The sequence below is a fragment of the Mycobacterium marinum genome (assembly GCF_003391395.1).
GTDB lineage: Bacteria > Actinomycetota > Actinomycetes > Mycobacteriales > Mycobacteriaceae > Mycobacterium > Mycobacterium marinum.
The window spans coordinates 5,718,027-5,732,334 of the sequence record NZ_CP024190.1; the positions used below are offsets into that span (position 1 = coordinate 5,718,027).

Annotated in this window: 16 protein-coding genes; 9 read left to right on the plus strand and 7 right to left on the minus strand. The window is 66.0% G+C overall.

What is annotated here, in order from left to right:
* Positions 1–10 precede the first annotated feature (10 nt).
* From pstB to CCUG20998_RS24190, 6 genes are all read right to left on the minus strand, one after another.
* Positions 11–787: a phosphate ABC transporter ATP-binding protein PstB gene (pstB, locus tag CCUG20998_RS24165; RefSeq protein WP_011738774.1), complete on the minus strand. Its 777-nt coding sequence runs from the start codon at positions 785–787 to the stop codon at positions 11–13.
* A gap of 19 nt (positions 788–806) precedes the next feature.
* Complete coding sequence (gene pstA, locus CCUG20998_RS24170) at positions 807–1,715, minus strand: phosphate ABC transporter permease PstA (protein ID WP_012396393.1); 909 nt, start codon at positions 1,713–1,715, stop codon at positions 807–809.
* Positions 1,712–2,743 carry a phosphate ABC transporter permease subunit PstC gene (gene pstC / locus CCUG20998_RS24175; RefSeq protein ID WP_020730776.1) on the minus strand — a complete coding sequence of 344 codons (1,032 nt, stop codon included), beginning with the start codon at positions 2,741–2,743 and terminating at the stop codon, positions 1,712–1,714. Before pstC ends, pstA begins: the two co-directional genes overlap by 4 nt.
* Before the next feature lie 56 nt (positions 2,744–2,799).
* Positions 2,800–3,906, minus strand: coding sequence for a phosphate ABC transporter substrate-binding protein PstS (gene pstS / locus CCUG20998_RS24180; protein ID WP_036456717.1), 1,107 nt, complete (start codon positions 3,904–3,906; stop codon positions 2,800–2,802).
* Positions 3,907–4,042: 136 nt separating this feature from the next.
* The gene (mshD, locus tag CCUG20998_RS24185; protein WP_020730774.1) at positions 4,043–5,005 is read right to left on the minus strand and encodes a mycothiol synthase; all 963 of its coding nucleotides are present in this window, start codon (positions 5,003–5,005) and stop codon (positions 4,043–4,045) included.
* Positions 5,002–5,769 (minus strand): winged helix-turn-helix transcriptional regulator, encoded by a 768-nt coding sequence (locus CCUG20998_RS24190; RefSeq protein WP_099052665.1) that lies wholly within the window; start codon positions 5,767–5,769, stop codon positions 5,002–5,004. Before CCUG20998_RS24190 ends, mshD begins: the two co-directional genes overlap by 4 nt.
* Before the next feature lie 403 nt (positions 5,770–6,172).
* Here CCUG20998_RS24190 and lmeA point away from each other — a divergent pair, with 403 nt between their 5' ends.
* From lmeA to CCUG20998_RS24225, 7 genes are all read left to right on the plus strand, one after another.
* Positions 6,173–6,985, plus strand: a complete 813-nt coding sequence (gene lmeA, locus CCUG20998_RS24195) for a mannan chain length control protein LmeA (protein ID WP_012396398.1) — start codon at positions 6,173–6,175, stop codon at positions 6,983–6,985.
* A 71-nt stretch (positions 6,986–7,056) separates the two neighbouring features.
* Entirely contained in the window at positions 7,057–7,146 is a 90-nt protein-coding gene (locus CCUG20998_RS29375; protein WP_369073493.1) for an Ms5788A family Cys-rich leader peptide, read from the plus strand.
* Between the two features lie 138 nt (positions 7,147–7,284).
* Positions 7,285–7,755 carry a DUF4395 domain-containing protein gene (locus tag CCUG20998_RS24205; protein ID WP_015357271.1) on the plus strand — a complete coding sequence of 157 codons (471 nt, stop codon included), beginning with the start codon at positions 7,285–7,287 and terminating at the stop codon, positions 7,753–7,755.
* Between the two features lie 37 nt (positions 7,756–7,792).
* Complete coding sequence (locus tag CCUG20998_RS24210; RefSeq protein ID WP_020730771.1) at positions 7,793–8,635, plus strand: sulfurtransferase; 843 nt, start codon at positions 7,793–7,795, stop codon at positions 8,633–8,635.
* 1 nt (position 8,636) lies between these two features.
* Complete coding sequence (locus CCUG20998_RS24215) at positions 8,637–8,939, plus strand: DUF1416 domain-containing protein (RefSeq protein WP_011738766.1); 303 nt, start codon at positions 8,637–8,639, stop codon at positions 8,937–8,939.
* 151 nt (positions 8,940–9,090) lie between these two features.
* On the plus strand, positions 9,091–9,762 hold the full coding sequence (locus tag CCUG20998_RS24220) for a heme-binding beta-barrel domain-containing protein (RefSeq protein ID WP_012396402.1): 672 nt from the start codon (positions 9,091–9,093) through the stop codon (positions 9,760–9,762).
* A gap of 126 nt (positions 9,763–9,888) precedes the next feature.
* Complete coding sequence (locus CCUG20998_RS24225; RefSeq protein ID WP_020730770.1) at positions 9,889–12,255, plus strand: RyR domain-containing protein; 2,367 nt, start codon at positions 9,889–9,891, stop codon at positions 12,253–12,255.
* A gap of 260 nt (positions 12,256–12,515) precedes the next feature.
* Here CCUG20998_RS24225 and CCUG20998_RS24230 read toward each other — a convergent pair whose 3' ends face one another.
* Positions 12,516–13,406 carry an aminodeoxychorismate lyase gene (locus tag CCUG20998_RS24230; RefSeq protein WP_020730769.1) on the minus strand — a complete coding sequence of 297 codons (891 nt, stop codon included), beginning with the start codon at positions 13,404–13,406 and terminating at the stop codon, positions 12,516–12,518.
* 134 nt (positions 13,407–13,540) lie between these two features.
* Between CCUG20998_RS24230 and csoR the strand changes: the two genes are divergently transcribed.
* Together csoR and CCUG20998_RS24240 are read left to right on the plus strand one after the other, a co-directional pair.
* Complete coding sequence (gene csoR, locus CCUG20998_RS24235) at positions 13,541–13,894, plus strand: copper-sensing transcriptional repressor CsoR (protein WP_020730768.1); 354 nt, start codon at positions 13,541–13,543, stop codon at positions 13,892–13,894.
* Positions 13,895–13,995: 101 nt separating this feature from the next.
* Positions 13,996–14,304 carry a DUF1490 family protein gene (locus tag CCUG20998_RS24240; RefSeq protein WP_015357275.1) on the plus strand — a complete coding sequence of 103 codons (309 nt, stop codon included), beginning with the start codon at positions 13,996–13,998 and terminating at the stop codon, positions 14,302–14,304.
* Positions 14,305–14,308 lie beyond the last annotated feature (4 nt).

The window sequence follows — 14,308 nt, forward strand, 5'->3', positions numbered from 1 at the left end:
GCCACCCGGGTCAGCCGAAACGGCCCGAGATGTAGTCCTCGGTGGACTTCTCCCGCGGGTTCGAGAAGATCTTTTCGGTGTCGTCGATTTCGATCAGGCGGCCCGGTTTGCCCACGGCTTCCAGGTTGAAAAACGCTGTCTGATCGCTCACCCGGGCGGCCTGTTGCATGTTGTGGGTGACGATCACGATGGTGTATTCCTGTTTCAATTCGCTGATCAGATCCTCGATCGCCATCGTGGAGATGGGATCCAGCGCCGAACACGGCTCGTCCATCAGCAACACGTCGGGTTGTACCGCGATGGCCCGCGCGATACACAACCGCTGCTGCTGCCCACCGGACAGCCCGCCGCCGGGCCTGTCCATCCTGTCTTTGACCTCATCCCACAAGTTGGCCCCACGCAGGGAATACTCGGCCGTTTCGTCGAGCACCTTTCGATTGCGCACGCCCTGCAGCTTGAGGCCGGCAACCACGTTGTCGCGAATCGACATCGCGGGAAAAGGGTTGGGGCGCTGAAAGACCATCCCGATCGCCCGGCGCACCCCCACCGGGTCGATACCGGGACCGTAGATGTTTTCGTCGTCGAGCAGCACGGAGCCCTCGACGCGGGCACCCGGGATGACCTCATGCATCCGGTTCAGCGTGCGCAGCACGGTCGTCTTGCCGCAGCCGGAGGGGCCGATGAACGCCGTCACACTGCGGGGAAGAATCGACAGCGACACCTCAGCGACGGCGTGAAACGACCCGTAGTAGATGTTGACGTCCTTGAGGTCTAGCCTCTTGGCCACTTAGCGCTCCTGCCCTTGACTACTTGGCGACGAGGATTCTTGTGAGCACCCTGGCCCCGATATTGATGATGGCAATCACCAAGATCAGCGTCAGCGCGGCGCCCCACAACCGGTCCGTGGGTACCGGGTTCATTCCGGCACCCATCGTGGTCTGGTCATACATCATGCCGGGCAACGAGCCCATGTACCCGCTGAAGATGTCAAAGTTCATCGTCCGTGCATATCCGACCAGGATCAGCAACGGCGCCGTCTCACCCATCACCCTGGCCAATGCCAACAGGATCCCGGTGATGATGCCGGACAACCCGGTGGGAATGACGATCCGGACGATGGTCTTCCACTTCGGTAGCCCCAGCGCATAGCCGGCTTCGCGCAGATCCACCGGAACGATACGCAGCATCTCCTCGGTCGCCCGCACGATCACCGGAAGCATCAACAAGACCAGCGCCAAGGACACCGCGAACTCGGAACGGGGAAACCCCAACACCCCGACCCACAATGCGTAGAGGAACAGCGCGGCCACGATCGACGGCACGCCCGTCAGGATGTCGACGGTGAAGGACACCAGCCTGCCCATCAGCCCGCCACCGTCGTATTCGACCAGGTAGATCGCCACCATAATGCCGATCGGAATGGACAGCGCCGCACACACCAAGCCCTGCAGCACGGTGCCGACGATCGCGTGATAGGCGCCACCGCCGGCCACGAATGCCGTCATCCCCGCCTGCGAATGAGTCCACCACGCGCTGGAAGACACCGCTTTGAAGCCTTTGGCGATCACCGAACCCAGTACCCAGATCAACGGCGTCAGGGCCACCAGCATCGACAGTGTCACCAGCACGGTCGCCAGGCTGTTCACCAGCCGACGGCGGCGCGCCAGTCCCGAGAACGTGCGCGCCTTGACCGGCCGGTCCAACATCGAGGTCATCGGTGCACCCTTCTGGTACCGATGAGCGCGGTGCGGGCGATGGCGTTGACCACGAGGGTGAGCAGAAAAAGCATCAGTCCCGCGGCCAGGTAGGCCCCGGCCTGATATTGGTCGTCGAGATCCGAGGCCGCGCCGGCAATCTTGGTGGCGAAGGTGGAGCCACCGTCGAACAACGACCATCCGAACGCCTGCTCGGTGCCGCGCAGGATGATCAGCAGCGCGACCGTCTCGCCCAAGGCCCGGCCCAGACCCAAGATCGCGCCGCTGACGTATCCCGAGCGCCCGAACGGCAGCACGGTGGTCTTGACCGCTTCCCACCGGGTGGCGCCGAGCGCCAGCGCGGCCTCGATCTGGTCCTGGGGAGTTTGAGCGAAGACTTCCCGGGTGACGGCGGTGATCATCGGCAAGATCATCACCGCCAACACGATCCCCCCGGTGAAGACGGTGCCGCCCTCGTCGACCGGGCCATCACCGCTGGCGAACAGGAAACACCAGCCCAGGGTGCGATTGAGCCAGGCAGCGGCCGGTTGCAGTTGCGGCGCCAGCACGTATAGACCCCATACGCCATAGACGATCGACGGCACCGCGGCCAGCAGATCCACCAGGTAGGCCAGCGAGCCGGCAACCCGCCGCGGCGCGTACTGAGTCAGGAAGATCGCCACGCCCAGCGCGACCGGCATCGCCAACATCAGCGCAAACAGCGAGATGAAGACCGTGACCTCGAGCAGGTCGAGGATTCCGAAGTGCATCGCCGACGTATCGGAGGTCACCCAATTCCCGCCGTAGGTCAAGAAGTTTTCTTTGTTGCGGGCCAGTGCGGGAATCGCGCGCCACGCCAGGAAGACGCCGATCGCGATGATCAGGGCGACGACCAGGACTCCGGCGCCCTGCGCCAGCCAACGAAATATCCGGTCCGCCAAACCCGGTTTGCCGTTGCCCCACGGATTGATGGAGATGACCGGCGATTCCGGCAGGGGTGCCGCAATGCCCTTCCCCGCACCCACGTCGGCCGGGTCAGGTGCTATCACTGCTGTCCCATCGATGCCATCACCCTTGTGCCTACCGAGCGCAGATCCTCAGGCGGTCATTGCAGAGCGTTGATCGCGGTCACTAGGCGCTGTTTGACATTATCGGGCACCGGAACGTAACCGGCCGAAGCAAGGCCGCTCTGACCGCTGTTGACGGCGGTCGCGAGGAACGCCTTGACCGCGGCCCCGGTTTCCGCGTCATATCCGTTCGAGCACACGATCTCGTAGCTGGCCAGCATGATTGGGTAGGCGCCCGGGTCGCGCAGCCCGTAGATCGAATTCAGCTCCAGCACCAGGTCATTGCCGCTGGAGGCAAACGTCACCGCATCGACGGCACTGCGGGCCGTTTCGTTGGTCAGCGGTACGACGCTGATGCCGTTGTTGATTTGGGCGAACGGCAGGCCGGCGCTGTCGGCGAAACCCTTCTCGACATATCCGATCGAGTTCGGGGTGGACTGCACCGCGGTGATCACCCCCGCCGAGCCGCGTGCACCCTGGCCGACACCACCGCGAAACTCCCCACCGACCCCGTTGGTCCAGCTCTGCGGCGCCGCGGCGGTCAGATATTTCTGAAAGTTGTCGGTGGTCCCCGACGATTCCTGTCGATGGATCGGTGCGATCGGGGCGTTGGGCAGCGCCACACCGGGGTTGAGCCCAAGCAGGATCGGATCATCCCAGGTCCGAATCAGACCGCTGAAGATCTTGGCCAGTGCATCGGCATCCACGATCAACGCCTTGACGCCAGGCAGGTTGTACACCAACGCGATGGGACCGAAAACCAGTGGCAGGTCCCAGGCCGGATTGCCGCCGCAACGGTCGGCGGCCGGCCCAATCTGGTCGGCGACCAGCGGTGAGTCCGATCCCGCGAAATCGACACGCCCCGCGATGAACTGTTCGCGGCCGGCACCGGACCCGGTGGCCTTGTAGGACACGCTCTTGCCCTGACAAAGCTCGCCCCACACCTGGTTGAACAGCGCCATGGCGTCTTCCTGGGCGGTGGACCCCTCGGCGGTCAAGGTATTCCTGCCGCCGCACTCCACCCGTCGCGAAACCGCTCCGGAGTTCGCCGACGAGCCCCGGCGGTCATCGCCACCGCACGCGGTCAACACCCCGGCGCAAAACGTCGTTGCGGCCATCACCGTCGCCAAGGCTCTGCCCACCATGCCGAGTCTCACAAATCTCGCTTCCTGCACGCGTTCTCGACGGTTTCCGGCGGCGCTCGCCGTCTCCCAGACGGATTGCCGACCCACCCGGCCAGTATGCCCTTCGGCGCACACGCAACCGGGCCGACCACCGACGCTAGGCCAACGCCGCGTCCGGTGCCGCCAGGGCGTAGGCCGTGTCGACGCTATGGGTGGAAAAGCCCAACCCCTGATAGGTCCGCACGGCGGCGATATTGTCCGACTCCACGTAGAGCATGACCGTGGATTCGTGGCCGAGATCGCGATCCCCCAGCCGCTGAGCCAACGAGCGAAGACCAATCATCGTCAACGTGCGGCCCAGCCCGCGCCCCTGTGCGGCTGGATCGACACCCAGGACATAGACCTCGCCGAGGCCGGGATCATCGAGGTGAATCTTGGTCCAGTGAAAGCCGAGCAGCCTGGGCTGGCCGCGTGGGGAGTCCTCGGCGCCTTCGGATCCTTCCAAGGCCAGAAACAGGCCAGCGGGATCGAACCATGGCTCACCTCGGCGCTCGGCCAAGTCTGCTTCGGTCCATCCGCCCTGTTCGGGGTGATAGGCGAAGGCGGCGTTGTTGACCCGCAACAGCTCGGCGTCGTCTTCCGTTCCGGCATACGTGCGGATCTGCAGTCCGTTCGGGATCACCGGTTCGGGAAGCTGGCGCAGCGACCGCCGCATCTGCACCAGTTCGCGGACCGGGGTCAGCCCCAGCGCGGACGCCGTGGCCTGAGCGGGCGCCAGGGTTCCGTGCGCCCAGAACTGGTTTCGTCCGCCCGTCTTCGCCAAGGCCGCACGCACCATTGCGGTCGCGATCCCGCGCCGCCGCGCCTGCGGATGCACCACCAGCTCGGCCATCGCGGCATCGGCCCCATGGGCGGGGCTGAGATTCAGATAGCCGATGGCGGATTTCCCTGGTGATTGATCCTCGACCAACAGGTGCTCGGTGCGCTGCTGAGCCAATTCCCGCAGCACCTGCTCGCCCACGGGAGCCACCCCGTCGACTTGTGTTGCCGCCGTGACGAGATCACGCACCTGCCGCTGTTGATCGTCGGTCAGATGCGAGCGCCATAGCACCGCCGTCACGGACTGCGCAACGGGTCAACCAGTGGCTCTTCATAACCGTCGTGATCCGACTCGGCCTCTTCGTCGTCGGCCTCGACGGCCACTGACCGTCCGCGCGCAGGTCGAACCGCTTTGTAACCCACGTTACGTACCGTGCCGATCAACGCCTCGTGCTCGGGGCCGAGTTTGGCCCGCAAGCGCCGCACGTGCACATCGACGGTGCGGGTGCCACCGAAGAAGTCGTACCCCCACACCTCGTGTAGCAGCTGCGCGCGGGTGAACACGCGACCGGCATGTTGCGCGAGGTATTTCAGTAGTTCGAACTCCTTATAGGTGAGGTCGAGGGGCCGGCCGCGCAGCCGGGCGGTGTAGGTGCCTTCGTCGATGACCAGCTCGCCCAGGCTGACCTTGCCGACGCTCTCCTGATCGGCCTGACCTCCGCGACGGCCGACCACCAACCGCAGTCGGGCGTCGATCTCAGCGGGTCCGGTGCTGGGCAGCAGGATCTCGTCCAAACCCCAGTCGGCGCTAACCGCCACCAGGCCGCCCTCGTTCACCACCGCCAACACCGGCACCGACCTGCCGGCCGTGCTCAATAGACGACAAAGGCCACGAGCCGCCGATAGATCGTTGCGAGCGTCAACAAGCACCGCATCCGCGTTGCCCGCTTCCAGTAGCGAAGAAGCCTCCGCTGGGGCCGTCCGTACATTGTGAGGAAGCAACGACAGTGCCGGCAACACAGGGTCGGGATACAGCTCCGAGGTTAGTAGTAATAACTCCAACAAGCCCCTCCAGCGTCGTGGGAAAGGCATCTCCCAGATTCATCGCGACATGTGACGTTAGCGCCCAGCACATCTAACGATAACTTGCCACCTGGTCTTTGGCCCGACGATAAGGCGTTGCGCAAGGCAGAAACGGGTGGCCGGGGGGCCCCGCGGCGCGTCGCGCCGGCCGCCCGGGGCTGCGCCGCCCAGGATCTGCCCAGGGCGCGCTCTTTGCCCGCCGTGCAGCGACAACCGCCAGGTAGCGGTCGTGCTAGCGCCCTGGCGGTTCGACTGACCGGCGGGCGCATCCTGGGCCGACCCACCCAGGTCTGTTCCGGTAACTGTGACCAAGCTGACAGTTCATGACCGGGGCGCGGCCCAGCACGACGATCCGATCGGATCAATCCAGCCGGTAGGCCACAATATGCGGATGCGCAAGGTGCTGGTCGGACTCACTGCAACCGCGATCGTCCTGGGCATCGTCATCCTCGGTGCCGTCGGCGTCGACTTCGGGGCCAGCATCTACGCCGAATACCGGCTGTCGACCAGCGTACGCAAGGCGGCGCACCTGGGGTCGGACCCGTTTGTCGCCATCCTCGGCTTCCCGTTCATTCCGCAAGCGATGAGGCATCGGTACTTCGAGCTGGAGATCAAGGCCATTGCCGTCGAGCACGCCGTGGTCGGCGTGGCCACGCTCGAAGCCACCATGCATTCGATCGACCTCTCCCAGGCTTCCTGGCTGATCGAGCCGAATTCGCGGATGACGGTGCACAAGCTGGAAAGCCGCATCATCATCGACTCGATGCACCTGGGCCGCCACCTCGGCATCAGCGATCTGATGGTGCAGGCGCCCCCGCAGGAGAGCAACGACGCCACCGGAGGCACGACCGAGTCAGGGATATCGGACGGTCACGGGTTGGTGCTCAGCGGAACGCCGACATCGGCCGACTTTGATCATCGGGTCAGCGTCTCGGTGGACGTGTCCATCGCCCCCGAGGACCAATCGACCCTGGTGATCACCCCAACCCGCGTCGTCACCGGCCCCGATACCGCCGACCAAACCGTTCCGGACGACAAACTCGGTGCGGTGCTGCGCGCCTTCAGCAGCCGGCTGCCGAACCAGAAGCTGCCGTTCGCCGTGGCCCCCAACACGGTCGGGGCCCGGGGTTCGGACATCATCATCGAAGGCATCACCAACGACGTGACGATTTCCCTCGAGGGGTTCAAGCAGTCGTGACCCCGGCGGCGTGCGCGCCGCGCTGGTGGCTCGATCACGATGTCGTTGGGTTATTGGGTAAGCTGACCGGCGTGTCAGCCCGCCTTGAGCCTCTGCTCACCAAGCGTCGCGCAGTAGATCTGTGCCGCATCGCGGGTTGTTGCTGTTGCTGTAGCTGCTGAGTAGCTGCGTCGTCTACGCAGTTCACTCGGGGCAGCCGCGGAATCTGACCGTGGCCTATCTCCCCACTTCGCCCTATATCGCCATATCGCCCGAAGTGCCCTGCATCGCCGCGCAACAGCCATTTCCAGGAGCAATCCGTGTCCAGCACCAACACCCGCACCGCAGTCGAGCTGGTAGACGTTCGAGGACCCCGGTTCGCCGCATGGGTCACCACCGCGGTTCTGCTGGTGGTCCTGATCATCTCGGCACTCAACCCCGCCGCCGCCGCGGTTGTGTTGGGCCTGCAGGCCACCGCGTTCGCCGTCGGTGCCTTCGCCGGACCGCGCCGGCACCCATATGGAGTGCTGTTTTCGGCGTTCGTCGCACCTCGCATCGCGGCGGTTCGGGAGCGTGAGCCGGTCCCCCCGCTGAAGTTCGCCCAGCTCGTCGGGCTGGTGTTCGCGGTCTGCGGCGTCGCCGGCTTTGCCCTCGGCCCGTTCCTGGTCGGCGCGGTCGCGACCGCACTGGCACTGGTGGCCGCCTTCCTGAATGCGGCCTTCGGCATCTGTCTGGGCTGTGAGCTCTACCCGCTGGCCGCACGCCTGCGACGCGATCCCCACCCCGCCTAACTGCTGTTCACCTGAAGAACCTGAAAGGACCGACACCATGGCACGCACCGACGTCCTGGTCTCCGCCGACTGGGCTGAAAGCAATCTCGGAAACTCCGGGGCCGCCAACGTCGTCTTCGTCGAAGTCGACGAGGACGCCAGCGCATACGATGACGGCCACATCGCCGGTGCCATCAAGCTGGACTGGCGCACCGACCTGCAGGATCCGATCAAGCGCGACTTCGTCGACGCCCAGCAGTTCTCCAAACTGCTCTCCGACCGCGGCATCTCCAACGACGACACCGTGGTCCTCTACGGCGGCAACAACAACTGGTTCGCCGCGTACGCCTACTGGTACTTCAAGCTGTACGGACACCAGAACGTCAAGCTTCTCGACGGCGGCCGCAAGAAGTGGGAGCTCGACGGGCGCCCCTTGTCCACCGACGCCGTGAGCCGGCCGGCAACCTCCTACACCGCGGTGGCACCGGACAATTCGATCCGGGCATTCCGCGACGAGGTGATCGCGGCCATCCACGTCAAGAACCTGGTGGACGTGCGATCCCCCGACGAATTCTCCGGCAAGATTCTCGCGCCCGCGCACCTGCCCCAGGAGCAGAGTCAGCGGCCCGGCCACGTTCCCGGCGCCATCAACGTGCCCTGGAGCAGGACCGCCAACGAGGACGGCACCTTCAAAACCGATGAGCAGCTGGCCAAGCTCTACGCCGATGCCGGTCTCGACGGTGCCAAGGAAACCATTGCGTACTGCCGCATCGGGGAACGGTCCTCACACACCTGGTTCGTCTTACACGAACTGCTCGGGCACAAGAACGTGAAGAACTACGACGGCAGTTGGACGGAATACGGCTCCCTGGTGGGCGCCCCGATCGAGTTGGGAAATTGATATGTGCACTGCGCCCAAGCAAGGACTGACGTTGCCCGCCAGCGTCGACCTGGAAAAGGAAACGGTGATCACCGGTCGCGTCGTGGACCGAGACGGGCAGACCATCGGCGGCGCGTTCGTGCGGCTGCTGGACTCCTCCGACGAGTTCACCGCCGAGGTCGTGGCATCGGCGACCGGCGACTTCCGGTTTTTCGCCGCGCCGGGATCGTGGACCGTGCGCGCCCTGTCCAAGGCCGGAAACGGTGACGCCGTGGTCAGACCGTCGGGGGCGGGCATCCACGAGGTAGATGTCAAGATCGCCTGAGGGTCCCCGGACCCTCCGACACTCGCCGACCCGCATGGCCGAATAGAATCATCGGCGTGGTGCTGTTCTACGAGATCTTGCTGGTCCTTGCGACCGTGGTCATCTCCTGGTTCGCGCTTTATGCGCTGTATCGGCTTATCACTGACGAGTCGTGACGTCTGACGCGAGCCAGGACGGACCGGATGCAGTAGCGGGCTCGGGTGATCGCGCCGTCGCCGCTGCGGCCGAACGCGCCAAGTTGACCGCCGCCCGCAATATCCCTACGTTCGACGACCTACCGCTACCCGCCGACACCGCAAACCTGCGGCACGGCGCCAACCTGCACGACGCGCTGCTGGCGCTGCTGCCGCTGGTCGGAGTGTGGCGTGGTGAGGGCGAGGGCCGCGGACCCCACGGCGACTACCGGTTCGGCCAGCAGATCGTGGTTTCCCACGATGGTGGCGACTATCTGAATTGGGAAGCCCGGTCATGGCGCCTCGACGAGGACGGGCAGTACGAGGAGCCGGGCCTGCGTGAGACCGGCTTCTGGCGCTTCGTCAGCGACCCCGAGGACGATCCGAGCGAATCGCAGGCCATCGAGCTGCTGTTGGCGCATTCGGCCGGTTACGTGGAACTGTTCTACGGCCGCCCGCTCACCCAGTCATCTTGGGAGCTGGTCACCGACGCGCTCGCCCGAAGCCGGTCCGGCGTGCTGGTCGGCGGCGCCAAGCGGCTCTACGGCATCATCGAAGGCGGCGACCTCGCCTATGTCGAGGAACGAGTGGACGCCGACGGCGGCTTGGTGCCGCACCTTTCGGCCCGCCTGTCGCGCTACGCCGGCTAGTAGCGCCCGGCGCCGGCCCGGCAAAACCAACCCCCACCTCTAGTTTCTTATTGCCTTTCGCCGACGGTTCTGCGTGTACTTGTTCCACGTTTCAAGCAGCCGCTCAGCCGCGAAGGGAGCCGGCCGATGTTGCGCAGCAGGCAGGCCGCGCCGCTGGCACGTTGGGTCCTCTCGCTGGTCGGTCTGCTCCTGATCGGCTATCTGGCCGCCGTCGCGTTACAGCCCGCCATCCTGGACCAGGTGCCGAGTCCGGTGAGCTGGTTCGGCCGGCCGGGATCGATGGCGACCATCGCAATCGTGGTGGGTGTGCTGGGAGCGGTCAGCGTGCTGAGCTTCCGGTCCAGTGCCAGCCACCGGCTGGTGGGGGTGTCGTTCACCGTCATCGCGCTGCTCGTTTCGGCAAGCGCCGTGCTGGGACTCAGCGCGTATTGGAGCTGCCACGACGACAACCATCCGGCCGTCTTCACCCCGCTGATGTGGACCGCCCAATTGGTCAAAGGCGGTGTCGGTGATACCTCGCTGAGCGGACGCACCTGCCCCAATCCCACCCCGGTCGCACTCGAATTGGCCCGGTTCGCCGCACTCTCGGCGATCTTTACCGGCCTGGGCGGTGTGGTGGTCGGCATCTTCCGTTCCCAGGTGGACCGGTTGCGGGCCAACCTCGCCGATTCGGTCACCGTGATCGTGGGGGGCGACGACGACACCCAACCCATGCTCAGCGGTGTGGCGCGGGCGCTGGACCGTCACGGCACCCTGGTGCTGATCACCGACGCCGACAACGAACACGTGCAACGGGCTCGCCGGCAGGGCGCCCGCGTCGTGCTGGTGGACTTCAACGCGCCGTCCTCGCTGGCTTCGTTGCGCCTGTGGCGCCACCTGGGGCGGCTTTGTCTGATGTCGCCCGACCCGTCGACCAACCTGCTCTGGCTCGATGTGATCGGTCGCCGAGTCGCCCAGCTTGGCAACAAGCAACGGTTGCCGCTCATCGTGCGTATCGATGACCCATGGCTGGCCGAATCCTGGCGCGCCAAGCAATTCGGCGGATCCGATACCCGATGGGCGGCCGATGTGGTCGGCAAGTACGAGGTGACGGCCAGCCGGCTGCTCGACGGGGTCATGGCGACCGGCCGGATCACGCGCGTATTCGTCTGCGGCTCTTCACAGTTGACCCTGGCGCTGTGCGCCGAGCTGACCCGCCGCGCCCTGGAGCGTGACTTCTACACCGCACCCGACGCGCCCCCGCTGCCAGCTCTTACCCTGGTCGAGACGGACGCCGAGGATTACGTGCGCGATCACGAGTTTTACCGTCAGCAAGCCGGATTCGCATCATCGACCGGACCGGCAGTCACTGCGGTTTCGGCGGCGCCCACGGTGCCGACCATGTGGCGGTTGATCTCCGACGCCGACCCCACCAACTGCGGGGTGATTCTGGCCGGTCCCGACGCCGCGACCCGCGGGACCAGGCTGGCCGCCCGCTTTCCCGAGATGCCCGTGTACGCCTCGGACCTCGGCACCAACATCACCGACGACTCGATCCAGGTCGTCGGATTGCTACAGTCCTACTCCCTGGTGCTCGACACCCGGGAGGGAAGGATCCAAGACGTTTGGGACCGGGCGGCACGGCTGATCCATGAACACAAGGTCGCGGGGATCGGCCCGACGAAATCGCGCTCACCCGCCACGGTGCCGTGGGCCGAGCTCAACGAGTTCTATCGTGAGTCCACCCGGCGCCGGGTACGCAATGCGTTGTGGATGGTCAAACAGATCGCCGGACATACCTGGAACACCTGGGGCAACCCGGCCAAACCACTGTCCAGCCAAGAGATGGCCGAATCACCGCTACTGGAACAGCTTTCGCTGATGGGCTTTGACCGCCATGCGGCGCTGAGCATGGCGCGGGCAGAACACGAAGACTGGTGTCGTTACTACCGGCGCAACGGCTGGAGCTACGGCGCAGCCCGCGACGACGCCCGCAAGCTCCACGACAGGCTCGTCGACTGGGCGGTCGTCGAAAGCGATCCGGATCTGCTCAACGCCGCGTTGGCCAGCTTGGCGGACACCCTGTGGAGCCTGCGCCGGCTCGGCTACCGGTCACGTCCGTTGTGGCGACCGTTCACCCGGGTCGGAACCGTCAGCGCGCAACAACGAAACGCGCCCTGGGCATGGACGTCGGATTCGGGGCGCACCAGGCACGCCGACGCCGGCGACTGGGCCGTTGCGGCGGATGGGAAGACGTGGTCGGTGCGCGACGATGTTTTCCGGGCCAGCTACGAACAAAATGGCGACGGACAGTGGCGTCGCAAGGGGCCGGTGCAAGCCCGCCCGGCGCACGCCGGGGAGGCGATCAGCACCCCGGAAGGTCCGGCTACCGCGGCCGACGGCGACTGGGTGGTGCGCGACGGCGACGGCGCACAGTGGCCGGTTCCCCGCGACGAGTTCGCACGTCGGTACCGCGAGTTCGATCCGGCGGCGCGGACCAGCGAGCGCGGATAGCCCGGCAGCTCGAGCGGTTGGGTTTCTGCGGAAATGGAGCGGCCCCCGAGCGAAGTTCCGGTTGGACAGACCGAAAGCTCGGGGGCCGGGTGGCTACGGGGGATTCGCCAGCGCGCGTAACGCCAGCTCTTCCGAGCCAATGCAGCTAGCGCGTAGCCACCTCACATGTCCATGAAGTACTCAATTCGCGGACCACCTCCTTCCCTGTGTACGGCCGACCGTACCCCCGCATCGGCGTGCCCACAACAGATTTTCTGGCTTCAGCGGTCGCTGACGACGGCGGCGTCAACCAGTTCGGAGAATGCCTCGGAGATCGGGGAACGGGGCAACCGCCGACCGTTGAGGGTGTGCACGCGGGCGGCCAGGGTCATGCTCGACACCAACCAAATTCCGTGTGCGTCAGCGAGATCGTTGACGCGCAGTGCCCGATAGTCGCAGTCGTAGCCCTTGGCGCGGGCGACTTCAAACAGCGCCTGTTGCGTGGTGCCGCGCAGGATCGGGTACCACGGCGGGGGTGTGAGCAGGCACGGATTTGCGCCGGCCCCGCCGTCGCAGTCGGTGGCGATGACCACCGTCGAGCGCGGCCCCTCCAGGACGTAACCGTCCGAACTGACGAAGATGACGTCTCCGGCGCCCTGGTTGGCCGCATGACGCAGGGCAGCCATGTTGACCGCGTAGGACAGCGTCTTCGCCCCGGCCAGCAGCCAGGGCATCGCGTCGGCGCCGACGGCCGGCAATCCGCGGTCCAGCGTGATCGCGGCGACGCCGTCGCGCCGGACCGCCGCAACGCGCTCGGGTACGGGGTTGACCATCACGTACGCGGTGGGCGCCGAACCGCTCTCCCGGCCGCGGCTGTAGATCAGGCGCAGCGATCCCTCGGCACCGGTGGATGCCACCCAGCGCCGGGCCGCCACCTCGATCGCGTGCCGCCAGCGCGCGAGATCGGGTGCGGGCAGATCCATCAATCGAGCCGAGGTGGTCAGGCGTTGTAGATGCGGCTCGACCAGACACGGCGCACCGTCGCGCACCAGCAGGGTCTCGAACACGCCGTCGCCCCGGACCGCCGCAAGATCATCGGCGTGCAGTAACGGGGTCCCGGGCTCGGGAATCTCCCCATCAAGCGTGACGACAACACCCGTCTGCCCTGTCATGTCCCAGCAGCCTAGTGGCCCGCGGCGGGCGTACTCGCGGCAGTGCCTGACGCCAGCGGACGGCCCACCAATCGCGCCTACCCCACCCCGGGTGGGGTGGAGTATGCTGGAATCGTGCGGAACTGGTACCGGCCATGAGCCACGAACTGACCGACAAGAAACGTGCGGCGCTGAACCGGCTGAAGACGGCTCGAGGGCACCTCGACGGGATCATTCGGATGCTGGAATCCGATGCCTACTGCGTGGACGTCATGAAGCAGCTCTCCGCGGTTCAGTCCTCGCTGGAACGGGCAAATCGGGTGATGCTGCACAACCACCTGGAGACCTGCTTTTCCGCGGCGGTGCTTGATGGGCGCGGCCAGGCAGCCATTGACGAGCTGATCGACGCGGTGAAGTTCACGCCCGCTCTGACGGGCCCACAGGCGCAGCTGGGCGGCGGCGTCGTCTGCGAACCCCGCGACGACCAACCGGTGCAGAGCCGGCCATGACGGTCCCCGGAGGGATCGCCGCGGTTCGCACCTAGCTGTGGCGGCCAGGCCCGGCGCCTGTCCGCAACTTGTGACGAGGCAAGAAGGGAAGGGAGCGCGAGATGACGCTGTGGCATGGACTGTGGACGAAGGCGGTGCCCTCGGTGGTGACCGGCGTGGTGGGTGTCGCGACCTACGAAGCGCTGGCGAAAGCTCCGTGGCGGTCGGCAACGGTGACGGCGACGGCCTGGGGCCTGCGGACCGCGCGTACCACCGAACGCAGGACCAAACAGGCAACCGAGCGGGTTCGCCTGGCGGCTGCCGATGTGCTGGCCGAAGCGGTCGAGCGGGTGGGCGCCGAAGTTGCGCCACCACCGGCCAAGGACACGCCGCCGAGCATCGTCACCAAGGCCAACAATGCTTGCCACTGAGCTG

Bases quoted from the DNA above. Each gene is read 5' to 3' on its own strand.
- pstA (WP_012396393.1), bottom strand. From the start codon at position 1,715: ATGACCTCGATGTTGGACCGGCCGGTCAAGGCGCGCACGTTCTCGGGA.
- pstS (WP_036456717.1), bottom strand. From the start codon at position 3,906: ATGGTGGGCAGAGCCTTGGCGACGGTGATGGCCGCAACGACGTTTTGC.
- lmeA (WP_012396398.1), top strand. From the start codon at position 6,173: ATGCGGATGCGCAAGGTGCTGGTCGGACTCACTGCAACCGCGATCGTC.
- CCUG20998_RS24210 (WP_020730771.1), top strand. From the start codon at position 7,793: ATGGCACGCACCGACGTCCTGGTCTCCGCCGACTGGGCTGAAAGCAAT.
- CCUG20998_RS24215 (WP_011738766.1), top strand. From the start codon at position 8,637: ATGTGCACTGCGCCCAAGCAAGGACTGACGTTGCCCGCCAGCGTCGAC.
- CCUG20998_RS24225 (WP_020730770.1), top strand. From the start codon at position 9,889: ATGTTGCGCAGCAGGCAGGCCGCGCCGCTGGCACGTTGGGTCCTCTCG.
- CCUG20998_RS24230 (WP_020730769.1), bottom strand. From the start codon at position 13,406: ATGACAGGGCAGACGGGTGTTGTCGTCACGCTTGATGGGGAGATTCCC.
- csoR (WP_020730768.1), top strand. From the start codon at position 13,541: ATGAGCCACGAACTGACCGACAAGAAACGTGCGGCGCTGAACCGGCTG.
- CCUG20998_RS24240 (WP_015357275.1), top strand. From the start codon at position 13,996: ATGACGCTGTGGCATGGACTGTGGACGAAGGCGGTGCCCTCGGTGGTG.